This is a genomic window from Brevibacterium sp. BDJS002 (assembly GCF_028201555.1).
Lineage (GTDB): Bacteria > Actinomycetota > Actinomycetes > Actinomycetales > Brevibacteriaceae > Brevibacterium > Brevibacterium aurantiacum.
On the sequence record NZ_CP116392.1, the window covers coordinates 3,491,147 to 3,505,697 of the forward strand.

Genomic DNA, 14,551 nt, shown 5'->3' on the forward strand with positions numbered 1-14,551 from the left:
TCACGACTCTGCTGAGCTGATCTCCCGGACGTGGGCACGGGCAGGCTCCGCCTGGGTGCGGCGCAGCTGTGCGAAGAGTTCCACGCTTCTCATCCCGGGCCAGTCCGAGGGCAGGGCGCTGGGTGGAAGGCCCGGATCGACGTAGGGGATCGCCTTCCACTCGTCGACGCAGTGCAGCCACAGAACGAACGCCTCACGCGGTTCGAGAGACGACTTCGGCGCTGAGTTCTCTGGCAGTGGGGCTGAGTTCTCCGACAGTGGCGCAGCGTGTTCGTACCGGCGAAGGAATTCGGTGTGCCTGGCAGCCAGGGTGTCCAGCTGCCACCATTTCGCCGCCGCTTGAGCGAAGGGTTCAGCGGTCAGGGGTGTCTGCGTGATGAAGATCGTCGCCCGGTCTCGCACGTCAAGGCCGACCAGGGCGTCCTCGACTTCGGCGCGCAGATGCCCGGGCGCAATCCACAGCCCGTCGGTGACCGCTCCGAATCCCAACCCCATCAGTGTTCGACGCAGCTGCACCCGCTTCGACCGGTCCACCTCGGGCAGGGAGTAGGACACCAGGCACCAGGGCTCGTCATCTCTCTGACCACGGTAGGTAAAGATCCTCCGATCCCCGCGTTCAAGTCCGGACACGGCCGCCGAGTCCAAACGATATCCGGCTACTGCCTCCCGCTTGTCCGGAATGAGCAGTCCCTTGCCCTTGAGTCTCGACACGGCGCTGCGAGTTGAGGAGTTCGAGACCCCGGCGGTGGCGAGAAGATCGAGCAGGGCAGCGACTCGGATCCAACCGCCCAGGTCACGCAGGTGAAGACCGACGAAGGTCCGCAGCAAAGAGGTGGGGCTGCCGGAGGTGTGATCGAGATCGACGATCGGTCTCAGAGCCCCGGACAGCCTGAAGCGGAACCATGACCGCCCGTAGAGTTCTTCGCGCGCGCCGTGCCCGGACCCGTCGCTGTGCCGGGTCCGTTCTCGATGCCGGTGCGGATGTCGAAGAGCTCCGGGAAGAAGGTGAGATCGAGTGCCTTCTGCAGGAAGCCAACACCGCTCGAACCGCCTGTTCCTCGCTTCATGCCGATGATGCGCAGCACCGTGCGCATGTGGCGGTAGCGCCAGAACTGGAAGTTCTCCTCGAGGTCGACGAGCTCCTCGCAGCTTTCGTACTCCTGCCAGTACTTTTCGGGGTTCTCGTAGATGATCCGGAAAGTGTCGAGAAGTTCCTCATCGAAGGTGTGCGCCACGGACACGTCTCTGTCCAGCAGTCGTTGCGGCACCGGGAGTCCGCGGCGGGCAAGGGCACGGAGGAATTCGTCGTAGACGCTGGGCTCGTTGAGGTATTTCTCGAGCTGTGCGCGGGCCTCGGGTTCACCGTCGAAGACCTGCAGCATGCCGGCGTTCTTGTTCCCGAGCAGGAACTCCACGGCCCGGTACTGCCAGGACTGGAATCCCGAAGACTTGCCGAGTTCGTCGCGGAACCCGACGTATTCGCTCGGCGTCAGGGTTGCGAGGACCGACCACTGCTCGGTCAGGGTCTTCTGAATGTGCTTGACGCGGGCAATGCGCTTGAGTGCCAGCGGGAGCTGGTCATCGGCGATGAGACGTCGGGCATCGACGAGCTCATGGATGACCAGCTTGAACCACAGCTCCGTGGTCTGGTGCTGGATGATGAACAGCAGCTCGTCGTGATGAACAGGGTCGCTGACAGGATGTTGGGCGTCGAGCAATCGGTCGAGGTGAAGATAGGAACCGTAGGTCATCGTCGACCTCAGATCCGTGTGGATTCCGTCTTCAAGATCCCGCTCGTTGTTCTCCGCCGTGGAGTCGTCATGAGTCATGACAGCCAGTGTATTGCAGTTATCGACCGAGAGGATCAGATACGCAACATCATTCCGTTCCCGGCCTGCGCCGTTCAGGGGCTGCAATCTCCCGGACCTGCTCGACGAGGCTCTTCCACTCCCCCGGCATCTCGGTCTCACCGAAACGCACCAGACCGAAGCGACTCTCGATCGCATAGACGTAACGGTCAGCACCAGCACCAGGTCCAGCACCAATGCCCGCCGCCCCACCATTGGCCTTCACCCCGGCACCGCCATCGACGTGCCCTGCCGAGTCATTCGGCCATGGGAGCTCTGCCACCTTCGGTCCGATGCTCGCCCGGTGCTCGCTCGAATCGATGTCGAGGTCCCAGACCAGCAGAAGCCCGGCGATTCCACCGCTGCGCTCGACTATGAGATGGCCGAATTCGCCGGACGCAGGAGACGAACCTTCCTCACTCACCAGCTGCTCCCGACATTTCCCCGCCCTGCACCGCGAGTCACGCCCACGGCATCCCAGCTCTGGACGAGCGCATCGTGGACGTCGGATCCCTCACCGAACTGGGCGACCGCCTCGGCGATGGTCAGGGCTGCGAAGCCCGCGAAATCGGTGCGAGTGGTGATGTCGTCACCGGTCAGCACGGAGTACCAGACCTGCCCCACGGTCTCCCAGGCCTGGCCGCCGAGGCGGGTGGCAGCGAGCGCAAACGCGCGGTTGGGGATTCCGGAGTTGAGGTGGACCCCACCGTTGTCCGAATCCGTGGTGACGTAGCGGTCCATATGATCAGGCTGGGGATCCTTGCCGAGGACATCGTCGTCGTAGGCGGTGCCCGGCGCAAGCATGGAGCGCAGGGCCTGGCCTGTGACCTCGGGCGTGAAGATGCCGGCTCCGATGAGCCAGGTGGCGTCCCCGGCTTCCTGACCGGAGTCATGCTGTTCAGTCAGGGCACCGAAGACGTCGGCGCAGTGCTCGTTGAGGGCACCGGGCTGCCCGAGGTACTCGAGGTCGGCGGTGTGGCTGATGACGCCGTGGCTGAGTTCGTGGCCGATGATCGACAGCGACCCGGTGAAGCCGGTGAAGACCTCGTCGTCACCGTCGCCGAAGACCATGAGCCGTCCGTCGAAGAAGGCGTTGTCGTAGTCCTGGCCGTAGTGGACGCTGGCGATGAGCGGCATCCCTTTGCCGTCAAGCGAATTGCGCTCGAAGGCCTCGGCGAAGAGCGAATAGGAGGCACCGAGCCCGTCGTAGGCCTCGTTGACCGCCTCGTCGGACACTGCGTCCTCGCCTTCGCTGCGCACGAGGGATCCCGGCAGGGTTTCGGTGCCCTGCGCGTCGTGGATGAGGCGGTTCACCCCGGCGCTGGCGCCGGTGACCTGCGAGTGCATCGCGGCCTCGGAGTCCTGCGCTCCCCCATCGGGCGTGGCCACCGGCGTATAGCGCAGCCCCTCGGCCCGCAGGTTGCGACAGGACTCATCGGAGACCTGACAGCTGCGCGCGGCGCGGGCGGCTCGGGGGAACTTCTCGCCTCCGCGTTCGGCGATCGCATCGAGCAGGTACGGCGGAATGACGTGTCGAAGACTCATATGTCCAGGGTGCCACCTCTGCCCATGCATCGAATAGGAAAATTCGTGCAAACTTTTCCTTGCAAAGACTTCTTTGCAAGCGTATCTTTGCATTATGGCTGACACACCAGATTCCCCGACACCGATCCGAACCCTTGGCCCCGAAGCACTCAAGGGGCTCGCCCATCCGCTGCGCGTCGAGATCTACGACGCGCTGTCCAAGTTCGGACCGCAGACGGCGACCAGCCTGGCCAGCCGGCTCGGCGAATCGACCGGATCAACGAGCTACCACCTGCGTCAGCTCGCCCGCCACAACTTCATCCACCAGGTCGATGGCCCTTCCGGAGGACGAGCGAAGTGGTGGGATCGCTCCCCGGGGGCCATCGATGTCAGTCGGCACACCGCCAAGGAGGATCCCTCCGCTGGTGCCTCGGCCGGCTTCATTCTGCGCGAATGGACCAGAAACGGCACCCGGGCTCTGGAGGACTTCGTCGATGTCCTCAACTCGGATGATCTGCTGCCCGATGTGTGGGCCGATGCCGCGGCGGTCGACACGAGCAACGTGCACGTGACGCCTGCCCAACTGCGGGAGATCAACGATCGGGTTCACAACACGATCGACGCAATCGTCACGGAGTTCCGGGGCCGCAACGACCCCGGCTCCCGTCCCGTGCAGATCCAGTTCAATGCCTTCCCCTTGACCGATGGAGAGGAAACACCATCATGAGCACCCTCATCAGCCCGATCAGACCACCGACCTTCCCACGAGGTCCCGGCAGGATCGTCGAGCGCACGACCACCACCACTCGCGAGATCTTCCTCGACGACCTGCCAGCTACGAAGTCCCGTGCTGGTTCAGCCTCCCCGCACAGCTCCGAGACGGCAGCCGAGCTGCTGACTACCTCATCGGATATGCGACTTCACGGGCTCAATCGGGCCATGGTCCGCCTCGGCGTGTGGCTGATCGAAGCAGGCCGCAGGCACGCGCTTCGCCCGGCAGTTGGCCCAGCAGCCCGCGCGGACGAGATCGCACGCCGGGTCGATGCCGCGAAGGCCCACGATATGAGGCACTTCATCGGCCTCCCGAACTGACCCCGTCCTCAAGTCGAGCCCTCATACGTGACTCACGCTTCCACCTCGGCGCCGATGGACGATTCGATCCCATTCGAGTTCGCCGAGATGGCCCGCAGTGACCGTGTCATGCACCTTGGCCCGGGGAACAGAGGTTTCTACACTGAGATCATGACTGATGCGCCAGGAGACCCCGACCTCAGAGACCGCAGGCTCCTCCTCGTCGAGGACGATCCGACTGTCGCCGAGGTTGCGCGCAATTATCTGCGCAACGCGGGCTTCCTCGTCGATGAGGTCGCCGACGGCTTCCAGGCGCTCGAATCCGTCGCCGAGCTGGTCCCCGACCTCGTCATTCTCGATCGGAAGCTGCCGGGCATCGACGGCACCGAAGTGTGTCGCCGTCTGCGCTCGTTCACTGCGGTCCCGGTGCTCATGCTCACGGCGCTGTCCGCGACGGAGGACCGCATCGATGGTCTCGAGTCCGGCGCCGACGACTATCTCACGAAACCGTTCTCTCCTCGGGAACTCGTCCTGCGAGTCCAGTCGATCCTCAAGCGCACCGTGGACGAGTCGACACCGGAAGCACCGTTTCGCTTGGGCCCCTTCCACCTCGACGTATCCGGACGCCGGGTCAGCCGGAACGGGATCCCACTCGAGGTCTCTGCTCGCGAATTCGACCTGCTCGCATTCTTCCTCAAACACCCTCACCAGGTCTTCGACCGGGAGACCCTGCTGCGCTCCGTCTGGGGGTGGGAGATCGGCGACCCGTCGACGATCACCGTGACCGTGCGCAGGCTGCGGGAGAAGATCGAGGACGATCCCTCCCATGCACAGTTTCTGTCCACGGTCTGGGGCGCCGGCTACCGATTCGATGTCGAGGAGGAGCTACGATGATGCTTCCGCTGCCGGAGATGGCCGCCATCTTCCTCGTCGCGATTGTCTGTTCCGCCGGGATCGGGATCATCGGCGTCGGTGCGCTGTGGCTCAGCCGCCGCCGATCGCTGAGAGCGCGCCTGTCCATCATCGTCGCCACGACCCTGGTCTCAGTCCTCACCGGGATGGTCGCAATCTCCGCGGCGATGTACCTGTCCGAGCACGACCTCTATGTGTTCCTCACCGTGGCCCTCGCCTCCCTGCTCTCGACCATGGTCGTGACCTGGTTCCTCGGTCGGCTCATCGCCCGCGAGTACGAGGACCTGCGGAGCCTCACCGCCGAAATGGGTGAGGGCCATCGCCTCGGTGATCTCAGTGACCCGAAGGATGTCTCGGAGACGGCGCTGCTGCGCGCCGAGCTCGTCGCCACCAGCCGCAAGCTCGCGGACTCCCGCGATGAGGTGGCCGCGCTCGATCGCTCACGACGCGAGCTCATCGCCTGGATCGCCCATGATCTGCGAACTCCGATGGCCGGGCTCAAGGCCATGGCCGAGGCTCTCGAGGACGGGATGATCGAGGATCGGCAGCGCTACTATGCCAAGATCCGAATCCAGATCGATCGACTCTCACGCATGGTCGATGACCTCTTCGCCCTGTCACGGATCCAGTCGGGTGCCCTCGAGCTGGAAACCATCGACGTCAGCCTCTACGACCTCGTCTCGGATGCGGTGTCCGATCTGCGACCGGTCGCCGCGGCCAAGGGCATCGCGGTCCATGAGCGCGGACTCACCGACGTCACTGTGGCCGGTGACCCCCGTGAGCTGACTCGGGTGGTCGAGAATCTGCTCATGAATGCCCTGCAGCATTCGTCCCAGGACACCGAGGTCGTGCTCGAGACGAGCCGAAATGGTGAGGGACAAGCTGTGCTCACCGTCAGCGACACCGGCGGTGGGGTCCCGGCCGAGGCTCTCACCGAGGTCTTCACCACCGGGTGGCGAGGCTCTCCGGCGCGCACTCCCGACGACGATTTGATCACCGGGGACCCGACAGTCAATGGCGGTGGGGTCCTCACCGGCAATGCCGGGCTGGGTCTGGCCATCGTCCGCGGCATCGTCGAGGCGCATTCTGGCACCGTCGGGGTCTCCAACACCGAATCAGGTGCCCGGTTCGAGGTGTGTCTGCCCGCAATCGCCCCTGCCGTCTGAGCGACGGTTCTCCGCCGGTGCGGTCGAGGAAGACGGACACAGCGCCGGACTAGACTGGCCTGGTGCTCAAACCCATTCTGTGGCCGGTCCTCGCGCCGTCGCTTCTCTTCGCCGTCGGCATAGGAGCGATACTTCCGGTCATGGTCCTGGGTGCGCTTCAGCTCGGCTCGAGCGCTTCCTTCGCGGCCGCCATCGTCGGCATCATGGGTGCGGTCTCCCTGGCAGCGACGGTGCCGGCGGGATGCTCATCGACCGCCTCGGCGATTTCCGGGCGATGCTCGTGGCCACGGCCACCGCGGTTGTGGTCCTCGGCGGGATCGTCGCCGCCTTCATCTGGGACTCCCCCGCCTCGCTGATCCTCTACACGGTGGGGCTCATGCTCTTCGCTCCCGTCTCCGATGTGTGGAACCTGGCCCGTCAGGCCGTTGTGGCCGAGGTGATGCCTCCGCAGGATCTGGCGAAGGCGATGACCGCGCTGGGCGGGACTCAGCGGGTGGGCAACCTCGTGGGCCCGATCGTCGGTGCCGGGCTCATGCTCATCTTCCCGCTCTGGTCGGTCTTCGTGCTCTCAGCCCTCGCCGCCGTCGCCGCGATCATCATCATGGCCCTGCCGATCGCCCGCATCCCCGGCTACCCCGACCGCGGATCGGCTGGCACCGAGGCGAGCGCTCATGCGGGTGACGGTGCCGATATTTCGAAGGACCCCACCCTCGCCGAGGAGGTGGCCGGCCATCCGCACAAGCCACCTCGGCCGCGCCTGGAGGTGAGGTGGAAGGCCGTGGTCCTCGTCGGGATCTCGATCATCGCCCTGACCGTGGCCCGATCGGCTCAACCTGTGGTGATCCAGCTCTGGGGCATCGACATCGGCCTCCGAGAATCATCGATCTCCCTGCTCATCGCCTTCGGCGCGGGCCTCGAACTCGTCTTCATGTTCCTCGGCGCATACATCAAGGACCACCTCGGGCGGGTGGCGACCCTGGTGGCCTGCCTGACGATCTTCGGATCCGGATTCGTCGTCATGGTGCTTGTGCCCAGCCTGAGTGGCATGGTCATCGCCGTGGCCATCATGGCCGTGGGCAACGGCCTCGGTGCCGGGGTGAACATGACGATCGGAGCCGACCTGTCACCGGCGATCGGGCGGGCCCGGTTCCTCGGCATCTGGGCGATCTTCTCCAACGGCGGCAAGCTGGGCGGTCCGGCCCTCATCTCACTGGTCATCACCCTCGCCTCACTGCGCTTCGGAATCCTGTTCCCCGGACTCTTCGCCATCCTCGGCGCGGTGTGGGTGCTCATCTGGGCCAAGCAGATCGGCCTGCCCGGTCGAATGCGCCGAGGATAAGCCGAGTCCCGATCCACCCTGAGAATCGGCGAACACCGATTAGGCTGGTGACGACCGGTCCCTGACGGACACAACGTTGGGGAACACCGCTGCCTAAGGAGAGTTGTTCATGGCCGCCCTCGACTTCGGAGCCTATGTTCTGCTGGGCATCGCCGCCGTCCTGTTCCTCCTCCTGCAGTCATGGCTCGCCGCGACCGTTGTCCGCCGCGTCGTCGGCATCCCGACAGGTTGGCCGCGGACCATCGGGGTGGGCCTGGTGTTGAGCGCTGTTATGGCGCTGACCGTGCAGTATCTCTACCGTGCCGGGACGGGACAGAACGCCGGCGGCCTCGAGGTGGCACCCGGTGTCGCACTCCTGCTCCTGCTGCTGGCGACAGGGTGGATCTTCGCTCTGGGTGTCGGCGCACTCGTCGTGATCGAGGCAGCCTTCCCGACAGGCTCGGTGCCCGGCCCACAGTCTCTGTTCTTCGGCTAGAAGGCACGCAGGCGGCGCGGTCGACGCTACGCCGAGGTCATCTCGATCGCGGTGCGCCACGGCCTGGGCTCACAGATCCGCGGCTTCGGCCGGGGTGCTTCCCGTGACCGTTAGGCCAAGACGGCCCGGGCACTGAAGAACTCGCTCTCGGAGGCCGGAGTCACCTTCGTCAAGCTCGGACAGATGCTCTCCACCCGTCGTGATGTGCTGCCTCCCGCCTACGTCCACGAACTGGAGTTGCTGCAGACGCAGGTCTCCCCCGAACCCTGGTCGGTCATCGAACCGGCGATCATCGAGCGCATGGGCAGGCCCTTGAGCGACGTGTTCTCCCGCATCGATGCCACACCCCTGGCCGCAGCCTCGGTGGCGCAGGTCCATGAAGCCACACTGCTCGACGGCACGGATGTCATCGTCAAGGTCCAACGGCCCAAGGCCCTCAACCAGGTCAATCAGGATCTCGACATCATCCTGCGTCTGGCCAGCTGGCTGAACAAGACCACCGTATGGGGTCAGGATCTGGGGATCGAGAAGCTGGCGAAAGGGTTCGCCAATTCCCTCGAGGAGGAGCTGGACTATCGGATCGAGCTCGGCAATATGCGTGCCATCGAGGACAGCCTCCGGCGATCGAGCAAGTTCTCCGTGACCGTGCCCCACAGCTACCCGGAGTTCTCGAGCGAGAGGCTCCTCATCATGGACAAGCTGCCCGGGCGACCGGTGTCCTCGGCGGGGAAGATCCTGGCTGAACTCTCCGATAAGGAGCGAAAAGGGCTGGCCACCACTTTGCTGGGAGCCACACTCGAGCAGATCATCACCGACGGCGTCTTCCACGCGGACCTGCATTCGGGCAACATCTTCATCATGCCCGACGGCGGGTTGGGGCTCCTGGACTTCGGGGCCGTCGGCAGGCTCGACCCGGGAACGCAGACGGCCCTGGGCCTCATGCTCTACTCGATCGACCAGAACGACAGCGCCGGTGCCACGGACTCCATCATCGAACTCCTCGGCCGCCCGGAGAATCTCGACGATCGGGCCGTGGAACGTGCCGTCGGCGAACTGCTCACCCGCTACGGCGGCGGAAGCCAGTCCTATGACGGGCAGAAGCTCTTCGACGACCTGTTCAACCTGGTTCTGGCCCATCGCTTCTCGGTCCCGGCCCCGATCAGCGCTGCTTTCCGGGCACTGGCCTCGGTCGAGGGAGCACTGCTGGTCATCGATCCCACCTTTGACGTGGTCGCCGTTGCCCGCAACGAGGGCAACCGCCTCATGCGCAGCAAGCTGAAGTCGACGAAGATCACCGATGAGCTCCAGCGTCGTGCGATGCAGATCCTGCCGATGATCGACCGCATGCCTCGGCGGATCAACAAGATCACCGAGGACCTCGAGCAGGGCCGTTTCTCGATGAACATGCGCGTGTTGGAGAACCCTTCGGATCGACGGTTCCTCACGAGCCTGTTCCAGCAGCTCATCGTCGCCGTCCTCGCCGGCGCCGCCGTCCTGGGTTCGATCATGCTCATCACCAGCGAGGAGGGACCACTGCTGACCGAAGGCATCCACCTGTACGCATTCTTCGGATTCGTCCTGCTCTTCGGCGGCTTCGTGCTGAGCATGCGCTCCCTCATGCTCGTGTTCAAACGCGGCGTCGACGGTTAGGGCCGCACGCGGCCAACCTCGTCGACTCACACCCTCTCCAGGGCACCTGGTTCTGTATTCTCGCTGGACACAGACGGTATGTTATCGTTTTTCGATACATCGATTAACGATATGAAGCCATTGATTGACGGCACCGAGCTGAGAAGGAGCGCAATGCTCACACAGCACCGGAAGAAGCAGATCAGCACATTCACTGGAGGGATTTTCGCCGCAGGTGTCGCTGTCGCCGGAGTCGACATCTTCCGACCGCTGTTCACCCTCCTCAAGGACAAGCAGATCACCATGCGTCTGCAGGACAGCGAGGCTCATGAGCCGATATCGGAGTCGGTGCATGTCGCCGACACCAACCTGACCGTCCTCATCGACGCATCAGCGGTCTCGACCTGGCCCATCATCACCTATGGAATTGCGGTCGCATTGACGATCATCGGCTTCATCGCCCTCATCATCGGATACGCCGCGTTCATCGCCTCATCCGGCGCAGACGCAGTCGCCTCGAACCGCTGGCCGTTGACGATCCTGATCTCCGGATTGGTCTCTCTCGTCGGCGGGCTCGGAGGCGGCTGGCTGACCGGCTGGATGCAGAGCTATATCGCCTCCGGTCAGGGTCTGACGTATTACGGATATGCACTCAACGAGCAGTCGACGCTCTTCATCACCGTCCTCGCAAGTGCCGTGCTCACGCTCCTCGGGCTCACAGTCTCACACACCCGCGAACTCGAAGAGGAGACGTCGGGCCTGGTCTGAGCACGGCTGCCTTGACGATAGTCAGAGCACATGAGAAGACCCCGCGTTCTGCACTGCTGTGGAGAACGCGGGGTCTTCTCAATGAGCGCCCTGCTGCTTTCTGGTCAGGTGGCGGGGACCTCGAACTCAGAGCTGAATTCGGGGACCTTCTTGTCCTCGCCGAGCACCTTCGCCTCGGGACGAAGGTAGGTCCCTTTGAGCACGTCGGCTGTTTCACTCACGTAGATCGGAACGTAGCCCGTGTGCTCTCCATCGCGGCGCGGCGCGAGGTCGAAATACTCAAAACCGGCATCCTTGAGTTCGTCTTTGGCACTCGATGCGTAGTTGGCCTCTTCGCCGGCGCTGTCGAGGTAGAAGTCCGATGCGCTGATGGTGCCACCGTAGCTGTCGCCCGGTTCCACCTTCACCTCGATGTAGACCATCTCCCCATCTGGGTTGTCGGCGGCTTCGTAGTACTCCGTGGGGTTGTTGCGGACTGCGGACACGATGGTGATGACGTCCCCGGTCTCCTCATCGGTGAACTCTGTGCCGATCTCCACCTCGGTGCCCTCGGCCTTGTCGCTCATGCCTTCGGCCTCGTCCGTCTCTGTGGTCTCAGCCGCTGTCTCGTCCGTGGTCTCCTCTGCGGGCTCTTCGGCTTCGAGGGCTTCGCCCTGCGATTGGCTGGGTGCTGCGTCTTCGGGGGCTTCATCCGCCGCTGTGTCATTGCTGCCGCAGGCTGACAGTGCCAATACGGCGGCAAAGGCCAAGGCGGAGGTCTGGGTGAGGATTCGGGCTGAGTGGCGTCCGGTGCGGTTCATCGGTTTCCCTTTCGACATGATGGGCGCTGCATGAGCTGCGTGATTGATGACTCATTGGCCCTGACAAGGAAAGACTCTATGGCCGATGACCCGGGCGCAGGTGATGATCACAGCACACCGCGTAGCAGATCTGACACAACTGGCCGTCGCACATGTGTGGAGCACCCGTGACGGGTGGGGCGCATGCGTGGCGGCCACGCACCATGGCAGAAAAGAACCGGGCCAGACAGTTCACTGTCTGGCCCGGTTACGTGGAGCCCCCCATCGGACTCGAACCGATGACCTTCGCTTTACAAGTCCTCTACTTGTAGGCATAAGCGGTGCCGCAAGGGTTGCACGGGGTGTTCCCGACGTACTGAGCGGCGACGAACGCGAGCGGAGGGGTCACATACGGGTCACGCGCACGGGTGCCGAGCAGGACGTCATTATGGCCCATGGTGTTAGGCGCGAGAGCAGTCGGACCACGCTGGAAATTCCGCGCCGAGCCATGGGGCGCCTTTTCGGAACTCTGCCACATGTGAGAAACGCTCTACTGAACGGTAGGGCGTTTTTCGTGTGCGGTCGCCGGGTGGGGTGCGGCGGGGTGCGCGGACGGGAGCGAAGCGGAGTCCGCGCGGGGCCCCGTCGCGGGGTCCCGCCTGGCGACCGCAGCGCGCGGAGCGCGCCTTGAGTCAGTAAGGAAAGTTCTCACAGATTTTGAATTACACTTCCCCTCCCACTGCACCTCGTCGGGGTGCAACCACACTCCGAGCGTGCTCACCCGCCGGTCATGCAGACGGACGTAGATCGCGGCACCTAGGTCCAGCCGTGTTGCTTCCCCGTCGAGCCATTCTTCACCGGTCGTGTCGAGACGTGAAGTGATTCTCCCAGCATACGAATTTCAGTTCCGCGATCACTTTGGTTGAGCTCCCTCTGCGCAAGCTGGGCCCATCCTCCCCTATTTCTTTTCTGCTTCCACCAGTACGCCCTCAAGCTGAGGAGCTTCGGCGCCCCTCTCGGGATTGCGTTCTTCAGGTCGTCGAGGGTTCTCATGATATTCATTGATTTATGTCCGCCTAGACTGACGATATTGGCCAAATCATAGGAGTACTCGGGGCTTGCATGGTTGAGGTGGCGAACCGGTGGCGGCAGGATTCGATCGCGGATTCGTCATGAGATAAGGGTTGGATGAAGGTTCCGTGCGGGGGCGACGGGTTCGGACTTCGACATGAATTTTTTCGGGAGTGCAGAGATTTGGATTTGTTGTCCCCTATTGGTGGCAGCTAGAGAGATGATGAACAATTTCGTCGGCGATTGCACGCATTCCGGACTCATTAGGATGGTACGACCCGGAGGTGGTTTCTACTTCGGGTTTGAACTCGAATACCCAAGGCGTGCTGGTGCCGAGACCATGGTCGCGGCTTACTTTCGAGGCCACAAGCAGATCTGCCCCAGATCGGTCTGCTGCCAAGCGGAAAGCAGTAGCAAGGGCTGTTTGGATATCGGCGAATGTCTTCGTCTGCTCAGGGGCGAACGGTAGAACGTCCTGCATTGCGGAGTCAGCGGGGATGATCGTCAGATAGTCGATTAGAAGGGTACGGGCGTTGGGTGCTCGGTCCCGGACCGCGGAAACGATGCGTGTCAATCCACTCACAACAGCTTCGATGGAGTCGTCGTCCGGCGAGGGGATCCCAGCGGTGAACTCCTGGCCCATCATCTGTGTGAGGGGACTGTCCGGGGCATTCATCGACCAGGAGGTGAAGAGCATTGAACCGAGGAAGTGGAGGTCGTTACCGCCAGCGGTGATGGTCACGATATCCGCATTCGCGGGGACACCTTGGATCTGAGGTGCAAACTGGGCACCGGTGGCCGTGAGCTGCGTTTCCTCAAGAATGGTCGAGGTGGTCGCTCCCGACACTGTGAGATCGATCAGATTTGCGCCCAGGCGTTCAGCGGCGATATGCGCGTAGTTGCGTTTCGAGCGCATCGCATCTGGGTCAGCGACGGGTTCGATTGTTGGACCAGCTGCAAACGAGCTTCCCAACGCAACGAAGGTAAGTTTTTCAGGCATGGGTCGATGCTCTCTGTCGAAAGGCAAATGAGTGAGTCACCAGCAATGATCTGTCTTGCTACTGGGGTTATAGGTATTCCCATCACCCCAGTACGTGCTCATAGACAGTGCTATCGGGTGTGTTTGGCGATGAAGGCTCGTTGTGAGGCCGCATGATCTTCGTCTTCGGGGCTCTGGCCCCCGAATCCTCCGTGCGGCATCGCCTCGAAGACATGGAGCTCTGCTTCCACCCCAGCCGCGAGAAGTTTGCGATGCATCCGCACTGTGTTCGACAGAAACAGATCTCTCGTGCCGCTCTGGAGGAACGTGGGAGGGAAGCCGGAGAGGTCACCGAAGATCGGTGAAAGGTATGGATCAGTCAGATCCGCACCATCTGCGTAGAGATCATTCACCACTGCAAGACTGCTGAGAACATTGTCGACCCCGTCGAGGATGGTAAACGTGTCGCCTGCCTCGGTCAGGTCGATTTCCGGGGTGTTGAGAATGAGAGCAGCAGGCAGCGGCAGACCTTCGTCCTTTGCTCGCAGGATCAGTGCAGCGGCGAGGTTGCCTCCGGCAGAACCACCTCCGACGATGATTCGTCGTGGGTCACGTGTGCCAAGCAGGTGACGATATACAGCTATGACATCGTCGAGGGCCGCCGGGTAGGGGTCTACGGGCGGCATTCGGTAATCGACGCCCCAGGTCACCTGGTTGGAGGACAATGCCGCCATCGCAGTCATCGCTCGACAGGCACCTCCGCCGCCCATGAGCAGGCCACCACCGTGGAGGTTGAGATAGACCAGTTCGTCCGGGTCCTCATCAAGGCCGTCAGGCCTGGCAACAAAGACAGTTACGTTGTCAATCATCACGGTGTCTATAGAGACAGGCAGTTCGTGACCGAGAAACTGCTGAGCGATGAATTCGTTGCTCTGGTTAACGAGATCGATCCACGCTTCGGTGTCACTGGAGTCAGGGTACTGAGTTGCCG

Annotated in this window: 15 protein-coding genes; 8 read left to right on the top strand and 7 right to left on the bottom strand. The window is 63.1% G+C overall.

Annotated elements, in window-relative coordinates; genetic code table 11:
• The 4 genes from PGC08_RS16210 to PGC08_RS16225 are packed head-to-tail and all read right to left on the bottom strand — an operon-like array spanning position 1 to position 3,392.
• On the bottom strand, positions 1-828 hold the full coding sequence (locus PGC08_RS16210) for a PaaX family transcriptional regulator (RefSeq protein WP_009881864.1): 828 nt from the start codon (positions 826-828) through the stop codon (positions 1-3).
• A 44-nt stretch (positions 829-872) separates the two neighbouring features.
• The gene (locus PGC08_RS16215) at positions 873-1,829 is read right to left on the bottom strand and encodes a tryptophan 2,3-dioxygenase (RefSeq protein WP_127363227.1); all 957 of its coding nucleotides are present in this window, start codon (positions 1,827-1,829) and stop codon (positions 873-875) included.
• 49 nt (positions 1,830-1,878) lie between these two features.
• Positions 1,879-2,271, bottom strand: coding sequence for a hypothetical protein (locus PGC08_RS16220; protein WP_096146339.1), 393 nt, complete (start codon positions 2,269-2,271; stop codon positions 1,879-1,881).
• Positions 2,268-3,392, bottom strand: coding sequence for a M4 family metallopeptidase (locus tag PGC08_RS16225; RefSeq protein WP_271708884.1), 1,125 nt, complete (start codon positions 3,390-3,392; stop codon positions 2,268-2,270). Before PGC08_RS16225 ends, PGC08_RS16220 begins: the two co-directional genes overlap by 4 nt.
• A gap of 94 nt (positions 3,393-3,486) precedes the next feature.
• Between PGC08_RS16225 and PGC08_RS16230 the strand changes: the two genes are divergently transcribed.
• From PGC08_RS16230 to PGC08_RS16265, 8 genes are all read left to right on the top strand, one after another.
• Positions 3,487-4,098 carry an ArsR/SmtB family transcription factor gene (locus tag PGC08_RS16230; RefSeq protein WP_009881861.1) on the top strand — a complete coding sequence of 204 codons (612 nt, stop codon included), beginning with the start codon at positions 3,487-3,489 and terminating at the stop codon, positions 4,096-4,098.
• Positions 4,095-4,463: a hypothetical protein gene (locus PGC08_RS16235; RefSeq protein WP_009881860.1), complete on the top strand. Its 369-nt coding sequence runs from the start codon at positions 4,095-4,097 to the stop codon at positions 4,461-4,463. The genes PGC08_RS16230 and PGC08_RS16235 overlap by 4 nt, the downstream gene beginning before the upstream one ends.
• A gap of 150 nt (positions 4,464-4,613) precedes the next feature.
• Positions 4,614-5,336, top strand: coding sequence for a response regulator transcription factor (locus PGC08_RS16240; protein ID WP_035278265.1), 723 nt, complete (start codon positions 4,614-4,616; stop codon positions 5,334-5,336).
• On the top strand, positions 5,333-6,520 hold the full coding sequence (locus tag PGC08_RS16245) for a sensor histidine kinase (RefSeq protein WP_271708885.1): 1,188 nt from the start codon (positions 5,333-5,335) through the stop codon (positions 6,518-6,520). Before PGC08_RS16240 ends, PGC08_RS16245 begins: the two co-directional genes overlap by 4 nt.
• 241 nt (positions 6,521-6,761) lie before the next feature.
• Positions 6,762-7,859, top strand: a complete 1,098-nt coding sequence (locus PGC08_RS16250) for an MFS transporter (RefSeq protein WP_271708886.1) — start codon at positions 6,762-6,764, stop codon at positions 7,857-7,859.
• A gap of 109 nt (positions 7,860-7,968) precedes the next feature.
• Positions 7,969-8,334, top strand: coding sequence for a hypothetical protein (locus PGC08_RS16255; RefSeq protein WP_271708887.1), 366 nt, complete (start codon positions 7,969-7,971; stop codon positions 8,332-8,334).
• A 183-nt stretch (positions 8,335-8,517) separates the two neighbouring features.
• A complete protein-coding gene (locus tag PGC08_RS16260; protein ID WP_271708888.1) occupies positions 8,518-9,984 on the top strand; it encodes an ABC1 kinase family protein in 1,467 nt (488 codons plus the stop codon).
• A gap of 153 nt (positions 9,985-10,137) precedes the next feature.
• Positions 10,138-10,731, top strand: a complete 594-nt coding sequence (locus tag PGC08_RS16265) for a hypothetical protein (RefSeq protein ID WP_009881854.1) — start codon at positions 10,138-10,140, stop codon at positions 10,729-10,731.
• Positions 10,732-10,835: 104 nt separating this feature from the next.
• On the opposite strand, the gene PGC08_RS16270 is transcribed toward PGC08_RS16265, so the two are convergent.
• From PGC08_RS16270 to PGC08_RS16280, 3 genes are all read right to left on the bottom strand, one after another.
• The gene (locus tag PGC08_RS16270; RefSeq protein WP_226825621.1) at positions 10,836-11,549 is read right to left on the bottom strand and encodes a hypothetical protein; all 714 of its coding nucleotides are present in this window, start codon (positions 11,547-11,549) and stop codon (positions 10,836-10,838) included.
• 1,231 nt (positions 11,550-12,780) lie between these two features.
• Positions 12,781-13,608, bottom strand: a complete 828-nt coding sequence (locus tag PGC08_RS16275; RefSeq protein ID WP_271708889.1) for an SGNH/GDSL hydrolase family protein — start codon at positions 13,606-13,608, stop codon at positions 12,781-12,783.
• 83 nt (positions 13,609-13,691) lie between these two features.
• On the bottom strand, positions 13,692-14,429 hold the full coding sequence (locus tag PGC08_RS16280; protein ID WP_271708890.1) for an alpha/beta hydrolase: 738 nt from the start codon (positions 14,427-14,429) through the stop codon (positions 13,692-13,694).
• Between the last annotated feature and the right edge of the window lie 122 nt (positions 14,430-14,551).